The 14,414-nt window shown below is 68.8% G+C and carries 15 protein-coding genes; 13 read left to right on the forward strand and 2 right to left on the reverse strand.

The window, feature by feature from the left end; all coding sequences use genetic code 11:
* The 12 genes from RM704_RS10645 to RM704_RS10700 all read left to right on the forward strand — a co-directional run bounded on the left by RM704_RS10645 (position 1) and on the right by RM704_RS10700 (position 11,900).
* Positions 1-3,183, forward strand: coding sequence for a phage tail tape measure protein (locus tag RM704_RS10645; RefSeq protein ID WP_052146369.1), 3,183 nt, complete (start codon positions 1-3; stop codon positions 3,181-3,183).
* Positions 3,184-4,149 carry a phage tail family protein gene (locus RM704_RS10650; protein ID WP_033530635.1) on the forward strand — a complete coding sequence of 322 codons (966 nt, stop codon included), beginning with the start codon at positions 3,184-3,186 and terminating at the stop codon, positions 4,147-4,149.
* Between the two features lie 9 nt (positions 4,150-4,158).
* Positions 4,159-5,316, forward strand: a complete 1,158-nt coding sequence (locus RM704_RS10655; protein WP_311590495.1) for a siphovirus ReqiPepy6 Gp37-like family protein — start codon at positions 4,159-4,161, stop codon at positions 5,314-5,316.
* A 47-nt stretch (positions 5,317-5,363) separates the two neighbouring features.
* Positions 5,364-6,263, forward strand: coding sequence for a hypothetical protein (locus RM704_RS10660; protein ID WP_311590496.1), 900 nt, complete (start codon positions 5,364-5,366; stop codon positions 6,261-6,263).
* 1 nt (position 6,264) lies between these two features.
* Positions 6,265-8,094, forward strand: a complete 1,830-nt coding sequence (locus RM704_RS10665; RefSeq protein WP_033530637.1) for a hypothetical protein — start codon at positions 6,265-6,267, stop codon at positions 8,092-8,094.
* Positions 8,095-8,161: 67 nt separating this feature from the next.
* A complete protein-coding gene (locus RM704_RS10670) occupies positions 8,162-8,380 on the forward strand; it encodes a hypothetical protein (RefSeq protein WP_033530638.1) in 219 nt (72 codons plus the stop codon).
* A complete protein-coding gene (locus tag RM704_RS10675) occupies positions 8,380-9,351 on the forward strand; it encodes a peptidoglycan recognition protein family protein (protein ID WP_052146370.1) in 972 nt (323 codons plus the stop codon). Before RM704_RS10670 ends, RM704_RS10675 begins: the two co-directional genes overlap by 1 nt.
* Before the next feature lie 2 nt (positions 9,352-9,353).
* Positions 9,354-9,599, forward strand: a complete 246-nt coding sequence (locus RM704_RS10680; RefSeq protein WP_033530639.1) for a hypothetical protein — start codon at positions 9,354-9,356, stop codon at positions 9,597-9,599.
* The gene (locus RM704_RS10685; protein ID WP_033530640.1) at positions 9,599-9,883 is read left to right on the forward strand and encodes a hypothetical protein; all 285 of its coding nucleotides are present in this window, start codon (positions 9,599-9,601) and stop codon (positions 9,881-9,883) included. The genes RM704_RS10680 and RM704_RS10685 overlap by 1 nt, the downstream gene beginning before the upstream one ends.
* Before the next feature lie 169 nt (positions 9,884-10,052).
* On the forward strand, positions 10,053-11,273 hold the full coding sequence (locus tag RM704_RS10690; protein ID WP_033530641.1) for a helix-turn-helix domain-containing protein: 1,221 nt from the start codon (positions 10,053-10,055) through the stop codon (positions 11,271-11,273).
* Positions 11,274-11,469: 196 nt separating this feature from the next.
* Positions 11,470-11,694, forward strand: coding sequence for a hypothetical protein (locus RM704_RS10695; protein WP_033530832.1), 225 nt, complete (start codon positions 11,470-11,472; stop codon positions 11,692-11,694).
* Positions 11,691-11,900 carry a hypothetical protein gene (locus tag RM704_RS10700; protein ID WP_157856780.1) on the forward strand — a complete coding sequence of 70 codons (210 nt, stop codon included), beginning with the start codon at positions 11,691-11,693 and terminating at the stop codon, positions 11,898-11,900. Before RM704_RS10695 ends, RM704_RS10700 begins: the two co-directional genes overlap by 4 nt.
* Positions 11,901-12,165: 265 nt before the next feature.
* Here RM704_RS10700 and RM704_RS10705 read toward each other — a convergent pair whose 3' ends face one another.
* Complete coding sequence (locus tag RM704_RS10705) at positions 12,166-12,402, reverse strand: helix-turn-helix domain-containing protein (protein WP_033530642.1); 237 nt, start codon at positions 12,400-12,402, stop codon at positions 12,166-12,168.
* Positions 12,403-12,866: 464 nt separating this feature from the next.
* Positions 12,867-13,844, reverse strand: coding sequence for a hypothetical protein (locus tag RM704_RS10710; RefSeq protein ID WP_052146371.1), 978 nt, complete (start codon positions 13,842-13,844; stop codon positions 12,867-12,869).
* A gap of 136 nt (positions 13,845-13,980) precedes the next feature.
* On the opposite strand from RM704_RS10710, the gene RM704_RS10715 reads away from it, so the two are divergent.
* Positions 13,981-14,172: a hypothetical protein gene (locus tag RM704_RS10715; protein ID WP_033530643.1), complete on the forward strand. Its 192-nt coding sequence runs from the start codon at positions 13,981-13,983 to the stop codon at positions 14,170-14,172.
* Positions 14,173-14,414 lie beyond the last annotated feature (242 nt).

Genomic DNA, 14,414 nt, shown 5'->3' on the forward strand with positions numbered 1-14,414 from the left:
GTGGCGCTGACCGTGGGCGAGCTGAACGCGATCGTGTCGATCGACGACCGGGCGGTAGACCCTGCCCTGCGCCGTACGGAGAACGCGCTCCGGACGTCTGGGCAGCGTATGGGGGACGACGCCGAGCAGGCCGGGCAGCAGGCTGGCGAGCAGCTGGGTGAGGGTGTCGTTCGTGGCGCGGATGGCCGACTGCGAAATGCTCGCGGCCGGTTCATCGCTGCCGGGCGCCAGGCCGGAGACGCGGTCGGCGACGGGCTCAGCGCGGGCACCGCTGACGGAGCTGACCAGGCCGTCGAGGAGACCGGTTCCCGGCTGTCTCGGCTGAAGGAGGTCGCGGGAGGAGCGGCTGTGGCGGCCGGCGCCGCTGCGGGCGCGTTGCTGATCGCAGCTATGGGCGAGGCCCTCGACCAGTCTCGGATCGTCGGCCGCCTGGGCGCGCAGCTGGGGAAGACCCCGGCCGAGGCGCAGCGCTACGGGAAGATCGCCGGGGAGCTGTACGCGAACGCGATCACGGAGGACTTCCAGGGGGCGGCGGACGCGATCCGCGTCACCATGGCGTCTGGGCTGCTGCCACCGGATGCGACGAACGCCCAGATCGCGTCCATCTCCACCAAGGTGTCGGACCTGGCGAACACCTTTGAGTTGGACCTCGGTCAGGCGGCGAACGCGGTCGGTCAGATGATGAAGACCGGCCTCGCCAAGGACGGCGGCGAGGCGATCGACATCATCGCCAAGGGCGTAGTCGGCTTGGGCCCTCGCGCCGATGACGTGGCCGACACCTTCAACGAGTACTCCACGATTTTCCGGGCGATGGGCTTGGACGGGCAGACGGCCATGGGGCTGATCCGTCAGGGCATGCTCGCCGGTGCCCGGGACACCGATGTGGTGGCCGACTCGATCAAGGAGTTCACGATCGAGGCCGTCGCCGGCGGCGAGCGGGTGCGGGGTGGCTTCAAGTCGCTCAACTTGTCGGCCGACGACATGGTCAAGAAGTTCGCTGCCGGGGGCCCGACGGCGGCGAAGGCCTTCGACACAGTGCTCGACAAGCTGCGAGCGATTGAGGATCCGGCCGAGCGGAATGCAGTCGCGATCGAACTTTTTGGCACTAAAGCGGAGGATATGGGCGCCGCATTGTTCGCCCTTGACCCTTCAAAAGCAGTGTCCGACTTGGGCAAAGTCGGCGGCGCAGCAGACAAAATGGGAAATGCTCTGCGCGACAATGCAGGCGCAAAAGTCGAGGCATTCAAGCGAGGCATCCAGCAGAACGTCGTGGAATTCCTCGGTGGCGAAGTAATCCCTGCCCTTTCAAAGGCCAAGGGCGTCGTGACCCGGGAGTTCGGCAGTATGTGGGCCGAAGCGGGGAAGGGCGGCGGTGACGCGGCCGACCGGATCGCGAACTTCGCGGTGACCCTGGGCCAGAAGATCGGGCGGAAGATCGCCGAGCAGGCGCCGAAGGTGATCGAGGGCCTGATGAGCCTCGGTGGCCGGGCGGCGGACTACATCGCGGCGAACCCAGAGAAGGTCCTCAAGCTGGGTCTGATCACGGCCGCCATCATCACAGCGATCGTTGCGCTGCCGCTGCTGGTCGGCGCGGCCCTGTCCGCCGCCGTGGCCCTGATGATGATCGGCTTCGCGAAGCAACTCATCACCAAAACGGAAGAGAACCTGCCGAAATGGTGGCAGGCGTTCACCAACTGGGTTTCCAACAAGGCGGGCCAGGCGGGTTCCCTTTTCAATGTGGTCGGTGTCGCCATCGGCACCTGGTTCGGCGGACTGTGGTCGCGATACGTATCAGGGCCCGTCAGCCGCCAATGGAATTCCTGGATGGGCAGCGTGCGGGCTCTGCCCGGCCGGTCCGTAAGCGCCCTCAGTGCCCTGGGCGGGAACCTGGCTAGCACCAGCTCCCGCGCCTGGCAGCGCTTCAAGGACGGAGCCGTCAGCAAGGGCTCCGAATTCCTCAGCTGGGCTGGAGGGCTGCCAGGCCGGACCGTGTCGGCAGTCGGTGACCTCGGCAGTCTCCTGGTGAGCAAGGGAGCAGACGTCGTCCGAGGCCTGTGGACGGGCATCTCCTCCATGACGGGCTGGCTCAAGGGGCAGATCAGCAGCTGGGCTGCATCCGCGCTCCCCGGTCCGATCGCCGACGCTCTGGGCATCTCATCGCCGTCGAAGGTGACGGCGGAGCAGGGTCGGTGGATCGCCCGCGGTCTCATCGTGGGCCTGACCGGCTCCGAGAAGCAGGTCAAGGCCGCCTCGGGCAAGCTCGCCGACATCATCGCCGACGCGCTCAAGCCCGGAAAGAAGCGGTCAAGGGCGCTGGGCACGTTGTCGGCCGGCACGAAGCAACTCCTCGCGCTCGCCAGGCAGGAGGAGCAGGTCGCGGCCCGGCTGAAGAAGGCCTCCACGAACCTGTCCAACCTGATCAAGGAGCGGGACAAGCTCGCTGCGGACGTGAAGAAGGGCGTCCTCGACGCGGCGAACATCACCCAGGGCACCGGCCCTGCCACGGCCGATGGGATCCTGATCCGCCTCCAGCGGGACCGGGCCCAGGCCGAGGCCTTCGCGAAGAACCTGGCCGCGCTCCAGAAGAAGGGCGTCCGCGCGGATCTGCTCGCCCAGATCGCGCAGGCCGGAGTCGAGCAGGGCTCCGCTGTGGCAGCCGGTCTGGCGGCAGCGACGCCGGAGCAGATCAAGAAGATCAACGCCGAGCAGGCGGCGCTCGTGAAGGTCGCGGGCAAGGCCGGCAACACCGCGGCGGACGCGATGTACGGAGCGGGAATCGCCGCCGGGCAAGGCCTGGTCAAGGGTCTTCAGGCTCAGCAGAAGGCGATCGAGCGGCAGATGCTGCGGATCGCCAAGTCGATGTCCAAGGCGATCCGCAAGGAGTTGGGCATCAAGAGCCCGTCGCGGGTGATGGCCCGGATCGGCAGGTTCATTCCGGCGGGTCTGAGCAAGGGCATCGACTCGGGGCGCCGGGCGGTCGACCGGTCGATGGCCGGCCTCGTCGACACCCCGACACCGCGGCAACTGGATCTGGCTGCAGCGCGTGGCACGGCCGGTGGCCCGTCGCGGGTGTACAGCCCGTCCACCACCTACAACCTGACGCAGCGGGAGATGACGCTGCGGGACCTGGAGGCGCTACAGCGTCGCCAGGACGCGCTTACCCGGGTGGGGAGGCCACGGTAAATGCCGCTGTTCACTGCCCCGGTCACCACCCCGCCGGACACGGGCGAGCCCGGCGGCGGGGGCGTGATCGTCCTTCCGGACCTTGGCAGGGCCACGGTCACCTACTACGACCCGGCGGGGGTGGCGTGGCCGCTGACGCGCCGCTCGCTGGGCTGGTACACGCTCGCTGAGGGGGTGTCGGGGCTGGGGGCGGCGCCGTACGAGCTGACGACGGACGCGCACCCGCGCGGGGGCGCCCGCCTGAGGCATGTGCAGGCGCAGCCGAGGACGATCGTGTGGCCGCTGTGGGTGGGCGGAGCGGACCACATGGAGTTCGTCCAGCGCTGGCGGCAGCTGGCGACTGCATTCACGCGGACGTTGAGGGACGGACCCGGGGTGCTGGAGATCGCCCGGCCGGACGGCACCCGCCGCCGCATCAACGTCATCTACCAGGAAGGGTGGGAGGGGCGCGGCACGCGCGGGTTCGGGAGGATCTTCGACAGCGCCGTACTGTCGCTGTGGTGCGAGGACCCGTACTGGGTAGACCCGGTGCCGGTCATGGTGCACCGCGAGCAGGGCGTCGGCGTCGATTTCCTGGAGCCGTACCCGTCGGTGTCGTCCAGCCAGGTCCTCGGCGCGACGACCGTCACCAACCCCGGTGACGTGGTCGTGTGGCCGACGTGGACGATCACCGGACCCGCGAGCCTGGTCACCTTCACGCACACCGGCGCGGGGAAGTCCTTCGAGCTGGACCCCAGCGCGGTCGGCCACGGCAACTTGCTGGCTGGCGAGCAAGTCACCGTACGCACCGACCCAGTTCAGGTCCGCTTCGAGAACGGCGACAACTGGGTCGGCGCGCTGAACTGGCCGGACGCGGTGCTGTGGGGTCTCGCACCAGGCGATAACGCCGTCACCTTCACGCTCAGCGGTTCCGGGCCCGGCAGCGCCGTCGATCTCGCCTTCAACTCCCGCTACGAGACCGCGTAAGGGGGTGAGGTGTTGGCGATCCAGCTCCTCGTCACCGACCAAGCCCTGATCGTGCAGGGTGACCCGCTCGCCGACTGGCTCTCGCTCGACGCCACCGTACGGTTCAACGAACCCGGCTCCGGGAGTGTCGAACTGGTCGCGCACCCGTACGTGATGGCTCAACTCCAGCCCGGCAACCGGCTCGTCGTCCTAAGGGACGGCGCTGTGTGGATGGCCGGACCGATGGAGATCCCGCAGGACTTCTCCTGGGGGATCGGCGGGGAGGGTGAGGCTCCGCCGGGCAAGGTCACAGTCAGCTTCTCCGACGACCTTGCCCTGGTGGCCGGGCATCTGACGTGGCCGGCCCCGGCATCAGCGTGGTCGGCGCAGCCGGAGACCTCCCGTCAGATCACGTCGACCAACGCCGAGGTGATCATCCGGACCCTGGTGAATGAGAACTGCGGTCCTGGGGCGCTTGTGGCCCGTCGGATCTCGAACTTCGCGCTCGCCACGGTGGCGGGGGTCGGCACCACGACGAGCGTCAACACCCGCCTGGAGGGCCTCCTCGCCGCCTGCCGCAGAGTCGCGATCGACGGCGGCGGGCTCGGCTTCCGCACCCGCCAAACGGCGACGCAGATCCAGTTCGAGGTGTACGAGCCGCAGGACCTCACCGCGACCGCACGCTTCTCCGAAGGCCTGGGCAACTTGCGAGCGGTCACCTACAAGCGGTCCGCACCAACCGTGACACACGCCCTGGTCACAGGCTCCGACCAAGCCCTCCCCCGCGCCTACATCGAGGTCGCCGATACCGCGGCCGCGTCGGCGTGGTGGCGTGTGGAGCAGCTCGTCGACGCCAGTGCCGTCGACGACTTGACCGGCGAACTCACGCAGGAAGGCACGGCAGCGCTCGCTGAGGGTGCGGCGCCCGTCGAGTTGGCCACGGTCACGGTGGACACCGAGGACCTGAGGGCCGGCCGCGACTACGGCCTCGGCGACAGGGTCACGGTCGCCTTGCCGCACGGAGTGGAGGTCACCGACCTGGTGCGCTCCATCCACCTCCAGGCCACTCCCGGCAGCGGCGAGTACGTGACGAGCTTGGTCGGCTCCCCGGAGGCGACGACAGACCCGCAGATGGTGCGGCTTGTGCGCGAGCTGGGCCGCAGGCTCGGCCGACTGGAAGCGAGGTAGCAGTGGCTCAGGACAGCTGGCCGTCCCCGGCACACAATTCGCGGGAGGTGACCGACGCGGAGTACGAGAAGATCGCCGCGCTTTTCAGCGGCGACGGAGTCTGGGGCAACCCGACCGACACCGCAGTCGTCGCCGCAGGCACCGGTCTCTCCGTGGATGTACGAGCTGGTGTGTTCGCCTCGGTGCGCGGGCACGCCTGGTACTCCGGCACCACGGCTGTGAACCTGGCAATCTCGTCGAACAGCAGCGGCTCGACTCGTACGGACCGCGTTGTCCTGCGGCTGGCTCGCTCTACGTGGACGGTGCGCGCCGTCGTCAAGGAGGGCACGCCCGGGTCCGGCGCCCCGACGCTCACGCAGGACGTGGGCGACACGGGTGTGTACGAGGTCCTCCTGGCCGACGTCACCGTCCTCAACGCGGCGGCGGCCGTGACCGTGAGCCGGGGTGAACGCTATGTCGGCTCTCGCCTGCGCCCCACCACCGCTGCGGCCCTCGCGGGCCTGCCGCCGACCCTCGGGGACCTGGTCTACGAGGTCGACACCGGCCGGGTCCGTATCTACGACGGCAGCGCGTACCGCGACGTCTACAGCTACAGCGGCGCGATCGACGTCTCCTCCACCCTCAGCGGCTGGGCAGTCGTGGTCACGCCGATGCTCGAAGTGCGCAGCGGGGTGGCGTGTCTGAGGCTGGGGCAGTTCTCCCGGGCGGGCGGCAACCTCTCAGGCCCCAACGACAGCCGGCTGCCGATCCTGATCCCGGCCGCTTACCGGCACCCGACCCGCAACGTGTACGCGAACTGCTACATCACCGGTGCGCGAATCGGCCGGTGCACGATCTACCCCGCCAATCATGAGAGCCGCGCGGGCCAGGTCTGGATGAGCCAGAAGCCCGACATGACCAACGCCGACGACGTGTTGTTCGCCGACGTGAGTTGGGTGGTGGGCTGACGTGGCACGCAGCACCTTCGGCGCCTCGGCCGCCGACTTCGTCGTCCAGCCGACAGACGGCCTGTGGGGCGTCGGCTCCGGCGCCACAGTGACGCTCTGGGACTCGGACGACGGGGGCACCCAGTACACCGACCTCCTCGACGCAAACAGCCAGCCGATCACCCAGGTCGTCGCCGACGGCTTCGGCTTCATCGGCGAGTTCCAGGGCCCTGACGGCGTGACCGGCATGTGGGCGGAGACGGGAGGCACCTCCCGGGTGTGGATGGGCGCCCGAAACGGCGGAGCAGGAGGCGGCGGAGGCGGATCCGGCTACACATCGCTCACTCGGATCGTGGCCTCGGCGACCGCGCCGGCCGATGTGCGCGCCGCCGCCCAGTACGTCTGCGACGGCGTCGCCGACAACGTGCAGATCCAGCAGGCCCTCGCCGACGCCCGCGACAACGGCGGCGGAGTTGTGCAGCTGACGGTGGGCAACTACGCCCTGGCCGCTCCGCTGACCATCGAGGGCACCGACGATGTCGACGTCGAGATCGGCGTCGCCCTGCTCGGCCAGGGCGCCCGGGCCACCATGCTCACCGCTGGCGCTGGGCTGACGTCCGCGATCCACCTGACCCGGGTGGTCCGAGTGCAGCTCTGCGACCTCGGGATCACCGTGGGCGGGGCGACACACGGCATCTCGTCGGCGACAACGAACGGCGTGACATCGGGCCACCGCTCGTTCTGGAACTCCTCCTTCAAGAACTTGCAGATCAACGGGCCGTGGGACGGCAGCCACACCGGCTACGCCCTGCACCTCGGCTCCCCGTTCCGCTCGGTCTTCGAGAACATCGAGGTCGGTGGATGCGGCAACGGCTGGAGGATGTTCTCCGAGCACGCCGACTTCAACCCCGGAGACTGCGTAATCAACCGCAGCTTCGTCGACATCGTCGGTAACAACCGCGTCGCGTACCACGTCGAGTCCCCGGCCGGGACGATGAACCAGAACAACTGGTCCATGGCAGAGGCTCACGCATCCGGTACCGGCTGCACCGGCATCCTCGTCAACGGCTCGTCGCAGCGGTTCTGGGGCACCAACCTGGAGCAGTTCGACACGCTCGTCCAGGTCTCGTCAGGCGAGTCCAATGTGTTCGACCTGAACTACGTCACCTGCCGCGACGGCGGCAGTACGAACAAGGCGTTCGTGTGCGGGACGGGCGCGTACAACAACCGGTTCTCCGCGATGTTCCTCAACGTGGCCGCCGGCGACGACCTGGTCGCCGTCGAGGACGCGTCCACTGTGTCGGCGGCCCCGAACATCTTCGAGCGGATCCGCATCGAGGCCAACGCCGGGTCCAACACGACCTACTCGGCCGTGGCGTCCACGATCCTGCGGAACATCGTCGCGTTCCTCGACGGCGGCACCGTCCAGGCCGGGCTGCTGCGGCACCCTGCGCTGGGCCAGCCCGACCCGGTCCTGAAGAGCACGGACACGTCCCGCGCGAACACGATCTCTCCGGCCGCTGACCCGCATCTGACCCGGCCGGTCGCAGCGAACGCGATCTACGACGTCGAGGTGATCGCGGTGTGGACGAACGGCGGCGGCGGTTTCCGCGCGGGTTGGTCCGTCCCCGCGAGCGCCTCGATGGCGTGGACCGACAACGACGGCGTCGGCGTAGCCACCGCGGCCGGCACCGTGACGTTCGCGTCGGGCACTGGCACGACCTTCAAGGGGAAGCTCGTCACCGGCGCCACCGCCGGGAATGTGACGTTCCTTTGGGCGCAGAACACCTCGAACGCGTCAGACACGATCCTGCGGGTTGGCAGCGCGCTGACGCTGACCCGAGTTGCCTGACCCCCATCTCCCCTCTCCCCGCCCCGTGCCGCCCGGCCGGGGCTTTCTTCATGCCCTGGAGGCGCTCATGGCCGCACAGCCCCATCCCGCCGTCGCCCGACTGCTCGACAACTTCCGGTACGACCACCTGCCCGCCCTGCTCCAGGACGTGAGCCGGCCGTTCCACGACCTGGCGCACCGGCTCGCCGAGACGGTCACCGGGCCCGAGGTGACCCGCGCCCTGGAGCGCCTGTGGGACGCCAAGAACTGGGCGGTCCTCGCCGCCTCCAACGAGGAGCAGGTCTGATGGCCGCGCCGCTCTCCGCCGACCAGATCGTGGCCGCGCTGACGGCCGAAGGCGTCAACGTCCGCGAGTACAAATCCTGGCGCACCCACAACCGCGACGCCGCAACCGGCAAGACGTTCGGCCCGGTCAACGGCATCGTCATCCACCACACCGCAGGCAACGATTCGCTCGACTTCTGCTACACCGGCACCGCCGACCTGCCCGGCCCGCTGTGTCACACCCACCTGTCCAAGACTGGGGTGGCGACGATGGTCGGCCACGGCCGCGCCAACCACGCCGGCAGCTTCGCGCAGAACGCCCATGACGCGGTAGTCGCAGAGTCGCCCACGCACCCGCAACCGGACGCGGCCGAGCCGGTCGACGCCAACGACCACTACTACGGCATCGAGATCGAGAACCTCGGCAACGGCAGCGACCCGTACCCGGCCGTGCAGTACGGCCAGGCCGTCCGGTGGGCGGCGGCACTGTGCCGGGCGCACGGCTGGACCGCCGACAGCGTGATCGGCCACAAGGAAGGCACCCGCCGCAAGATCGACCCGAGCTTCGGTATGACCGCCTTCCGCTCGGCGATCGCCGAGCGACTGGAGCACCCTGCGAGCTGGAGTCCCGGCTCGACGACGGAGGAGGACCCCATGGCAGGCATGAGCAACGCCGACATCTGCAAGGCCGTGTGGAAGACCGACACGGTGGTCGGTGTCCCGGAAGCGTGGACCAGCGCGGGCAACCCCGAGTGGCAGCCCGCGAGCATTCTCATCGACATCGGCAAGCGCGTACGCGCGCTTCAGACGGCGGAGGCCGGGCAGTCGGCGGCGATCGCGGCGCTGGCGAAGCTGGTCGGCTCCGGTGTGGACACGGCCGCAGTCGTCGCGGCTGTTCAGGCGGCCATCGCGGACGCAGTGGTGAACGTGAGCGTCGACGTCACCGGCACCGGCACCGGCACCGGCACCGGCACCGAAGCGAAGGAGATCTGAACATGGCTGCCCTGAGCGAGACCGTCATCAAGACCGCTGGCACGTACGCCCGGGACCTGTTGGAACGTGTCCTGGCGACGTTCCTCCAGTCGTTCCTCGCAGGCATCGTCGTCACCCAGCCCCTGGACGGCAGCATGTGGCATGCCGCCGCGATCGGCGGGGGCGGCGCAGTGCTCTCCCTGGCAAAGGGTCTGGTGGCGCGCTGGCGCGACGTCACGAACAGCGCGTCCCTCGCCCGGGGGGTGTGATGACGGTTCCGGAGGCGTCCGTGGCGGTGGAGTTGGAGCGCCTTCGCGGTACGGTCGCCACGGGCTTCGCCGAGGTCAAGGGCTCGTTGGCGGTGCTTGTTGAGCGGTCGGACCGCAATGAGAGAGACCTCCAGCAGCTCCGGCAGGACACCGAAAAGGACATCGGTGACCTCCGCGCGGATGTGGAGGCGCTGAAGAAGGGCAGGTGGCCTCTGCCGACGATGGCGGCCCTGGCCGGTGCCGTAGGTGCAGGTACGGGGTTGTTCGCTCTGCTGGCCCGCTGACGGTTTGCCCCCTTCCGCCTTTCCGGGCGGGAGGGGGCCCTTCATCATGCTCGGGATCAGCCGGAAAGCACGTCGGCCCCCGCTGTCAAGGCGGGGGCCGATGAGAGTACACCGGGTACTGGACCGGGCGTACATTGCGAAGTGTCAGCAACGCAATCCGGGAGCCAGTATGCCCGACACCACCGCACACACAAGCGTGGGCGACCGCGTCCGCGAATTCCGTCTCATCCGCGACTACTCATTGACCCAGCTCAGCACCCGCTCCAACGTTTCCCGGTCCATGATTTCCATGGTGGAAACCGGAGACCGGGCAGCCAGCCCCGCCATCGTGGGCGCACTCGCTCGCGCCCTCGGCGTCACCGTCTCCGTCCTTCACGGGCAGCCGTACGTCCAGATGCTCCAGGCCGACCAACTCGACGCGCTGCTCGGCCCCATCACGAGCGCCCTCGACTCCTGGGACATCCCCCCGGACGACGACCTGCCGCCCCGAACCCTCGACGAGATCGCGACCACGACCACCCAGGTCGCACGGCAGCGGGCGGCCGGCGAGTTCTCGGCCGTCGCCGAGGCCCTGCCCGAACTCATCTCGGTGCTGTCGGTCGCCGCGCAGGACGCGGCCCCCGGCCGGGACCGGGAGCGCGCGCACAACATGCTCGCCGAGGTGTCCCGTACGACGGCGATCGTCGCGTACCGGCTCGGCTATATGGGGCTCGCCCGCCAGGCCCTGGCCCGTATGGCGGCCTCCGCTCCGCACTCGGGTGATCCGCGCCAAGTTGCCGTAGAGCGGTATGAGCGGGCCGTCATGACGCACGCGGAGACGGCCCGGCCGGACCGCGGTGTGGCGCTGGTGCGGCAGGCTCTGCGGGACTTGGACGACGACGGGGAGCCGTCGACGATGGCGGTGCGCGGCACGCTTCTGCTGCGTGCGTCGGCGCTGTCTGCCGCTTCTGAGGACCATTCGGCGGCCGGGGACTGGCTCGGCGAGGCCCGCGAGCTGGCGGAGGCTGGCGCCGCTGCGGACGCCGCGGCGGAACTGCCGGGCGCCCGGTACGCGCTGGCGTTCGGCAACCTCAATGTGAAGCTCGGCGAGCTGGACATGGCGATCTACCGGGACGACCACGAGCAGGCCGTCCGGGTGGCCTCCGAGGTGCGCTGGCCGGACAACTACCAGCCGACCCGTGTCGCGGGCTTCCTGATCCGGCGGGCCGCCGCCGAGGCGTGGACAGCACGCGGCAAGGAAGCCTTGAAGTCGTTGCAGGAGGCGCGTGATCTGGCGCCCATGCTTACGCGCTACCACCCGGAGGTACACGAGACGGTGGGCACGCTGCTGAGGGCGCGGCAGCGGGCGGGGGAAGACCTGCGGCAGTTCGCCGAGTGGAGCGGCGTATAGCCGACTGCGCTACATGTAGTCAAGGGAAGCTCTGGGCTCTCCGTTCACAACCTGTGAACGGAGAGCCCTTGCCGCGTTGGCACGCTGTGACGGTCAGCAAACGCACAGCAAGCAACGGGAGCATCAACATGCCCCACCAGATCAACATGCCCTGTCTTCGGCTCCTGGCAGCCAGCCCAGGGGAGGCGCGGTGACGATGACCGCGTACAAGCCGCAGATCGGCGACACCGTTGAGGACACCGGCCGCGCGCGGTTCGGCAGGGTCATGGGATTCGAGGGCCCGTACGTGCAGCTGCGGCCGATCAGCGGCGGACGGGAGTGGGACGCTGATCCCGAACACATCCGCCAGGCCACGCTCAGCGAGGCCCTGCGCGCGGACGTGAAGGTCGCCAACGCCCGGTCGCGAGGTGAGCGCCCGTGAGCACGGAAGCACCAACGTCGACTGACCCCGACCTGATGTCGGCCGAGTGCGCCGTCGGGCAGAGGCCCGAGCACAAGGCCCTGCACGGCATGTGCCGCCAGACCAAGGACATCCTCCTGCCCTACTCCAAGGGTGTCCTGCTCCAGTCGCGATGCCGCTGCGCCTGTCACCCGTGGAGCCGCCCGCGAAAGGTCAGGAAGCCGTGATCAAGATCTGTGGAGACTGCCAGAAGTCGATCCGGAACGACGAGGAGTACAGGTCGTACCCCATAGACACTGCCTCGACTGCCGCGCCGACCGTGTACTTCCACAAACGGCGATGCCGGAAGCTGCCGTACCAGGCCGTCCCGGCGGGCCTGGGCCGCTGAGTCCCCGGCGCCCGTCCACCTTCCAGGGCGCCGGCAGCCCGCCCCTCGTGCCGATGAGGGGCGGCCGGACCCGCCGCCGGGGAATCCCCCGCGCCGGCGGCGGGTCACCGTACGAGGTCGACGAGTTCGACGCCGATGGCATCGGCGATGCGGATCAGGGTGTCGAGCAGGGGGGAGGAGTGGCCCTGCTCGATGCGGCTGTACGTGGCGATGTCGATTCCAGAGCGTCCGCAGACGTCCGGTTGGGTGAGGTTGTGGTGCTCACGGACGCGGCGGATCTGTTCTCCCACCTGGCGGCGGCGGGCGAGGACCCGGTCGTCGGGCGGGGTGGGGCGTGACACCCGTCCACGCTCCCGACCGCGTGATCAAATGTGATTAGGGTCCACCCTAATTTGTGTGATCTTGAGGCCCATGGGTAACTCAGCGAACTACCTGTTCACGAGCTGTCGGTGACGTTCCCAGGCCCCTGGGCTGGCCGCTTGAGCGGTGCCGGCCTGGGAGGCGGGGCAGTGTGATGTGCGTCCGCTGGCCCCGCAAGGCGTTCGCCTGAGATGGCTGAACGCCGCCGCCCCGTCCTCCGTATGGAGGGCGGGGCGGTTTACTGTGCGATGTGACGCCCCTCGCCGATCCACGCGGCGAGGGGCGCCCTTCCGGCCGGGAGCCTCCCGAGCTTCCCGACCGGGCTTGCTTGGGGCTGTGCGTCAGACGGACGGAATGGACACGTCCGTCTCCCCGCTTGCACTGTACCCAGAGCATTGGGCGATCTACAGCTAGTAGACGGTGTGTGCGTGAAAGCTCCACAGGATCATGAGGACTCGACTGTGGACGCCCTCCCCCACCAGGCCATGACCTGATAGGTCGAGCGGAGCCCGAGTCCCTCTCGGATCGCTGCGAGTTCCTTCGCCACCGCGCGCTCGCTGAGGCCGATACGTGGGCCGACCTGCTGCTGGGAGTACCCGGCATCGAGTTCGCGGAGGATGCGTTGCTGGCGCTCCGTGAGGGCTCTACGGTCAGCTGGCTTCGACAGGTCCTGCCAGCGCGTGGCCTGGTCCCAGAAGTGGTGAAAGACGGCTCGGGCCCAGGCCACGGCGCTGCGATCGAAGACGTGCCAGCCGGAGTTCGGCTCGGCGTCCTCCAGGACGTGGTTGTCGATGAAGAGGTGCCGGCCGTCGATGATGACCATGCGCGGCCCGGGTGCGCCGGAGGCTCGTACGTCGGCGCCGTCGGCGGCCATCTGGCCGACGTACTGCTGGGTCTGTGGGTGTTCGTAGGCGCTGCGGTGGTACAGCGACCGCACCAGGATGCCGCGGGCGAGGGCGGCCCGGGTGCGCTCGATGCCGAGTCGGAGGATCGCGGGGTCGCGGTCGGCAGGCTCAGAGGGTTGGAGGGTGATGATCTCGGTCGCGGCCGCCGTAGTGGTTTCGCCGAGGCGGGCGTTCATCTGCTCGGCTGTGGCGAGGTACTCGGAGCTAGGGCCGCCGTAGAGCCGGTGGGGGTCGAAGTGCTCGGCGAGTCGTTCCAGGGCGGGTATGTGAGACATGCGATCGGTGAGCTGCGAGAGGTCTCGCAGTGCAGCAGCGGTGAGTGCCTTGGCGACGGCTCGGGGGTCGTGGGGGACGTATTTGCCGGGCCGGTAGGGGTCAGGGTCGACCAGGCGTAGAGCGACCAGGCGATCGACGTTCTGACCTGAAGGGAGGTCTCCTCCCTCGGCGATGATCCGGTAGATCTCAAGGTCATCGGGAAGTAGCGGGAGTTCATCGCCCGTTCTGTCCAACTCGCTCACGTTCGGCCCCCGTTGCTGTGCGGGATCCTGCACGTGCAGCTTTCCGCACGGCTGGCCCCTTGGATCTCACCTTTCCCGCATGCAACCCTACGTTCAGTGACACGAGTCCACATATGCGTTCGAGTAAGGGGTTTCCGTGGTCAGACTTCGCCTCGCGGTCGCATCGGCCCTGCTGACGCTGGGGGCCACGGTCACGCCTGCCGCAGCCGAGACGACCGAGCCGTCCGCCGTAGCGCAGGAGGCCAGTTCCGGGACGTCGGCAGGGACAGCCGAGGAATCCAGCGAGGCCAGCACGACCGAGACCGTCCTCGATGTCGGGTGGGGCTGACCCCCTCACCCTCACAGGCTCCGGCCGGGTGCTCGGGAGGCCCCAGCCGGACAGACGCCCCCTGCCGCGTGAATCGACAGGGGGCGTCCTGCTGTCCACAGTAAGGGTTGCTTGACCTAATCCGCATCAGCATGTTCCTGCAAAGCGGCGTGCCCATGAAGGAAGTTACGGGGGAGTAGCGGGATACCAAGATCATCAAATGTAGAAGCCCGGTAGATCCTGACGATCTACCGGGCTTCTCA

The sequence above is a fragment of the Streptomyces gottesmaniae genome (assembly GCF_031845845.1).
Lineage (GTDB): Bacteria > Actinomycetota > Actinomycetes > Streptomycetales > Streptomycetaceae > Streptomyces > Streptomyces akebiae.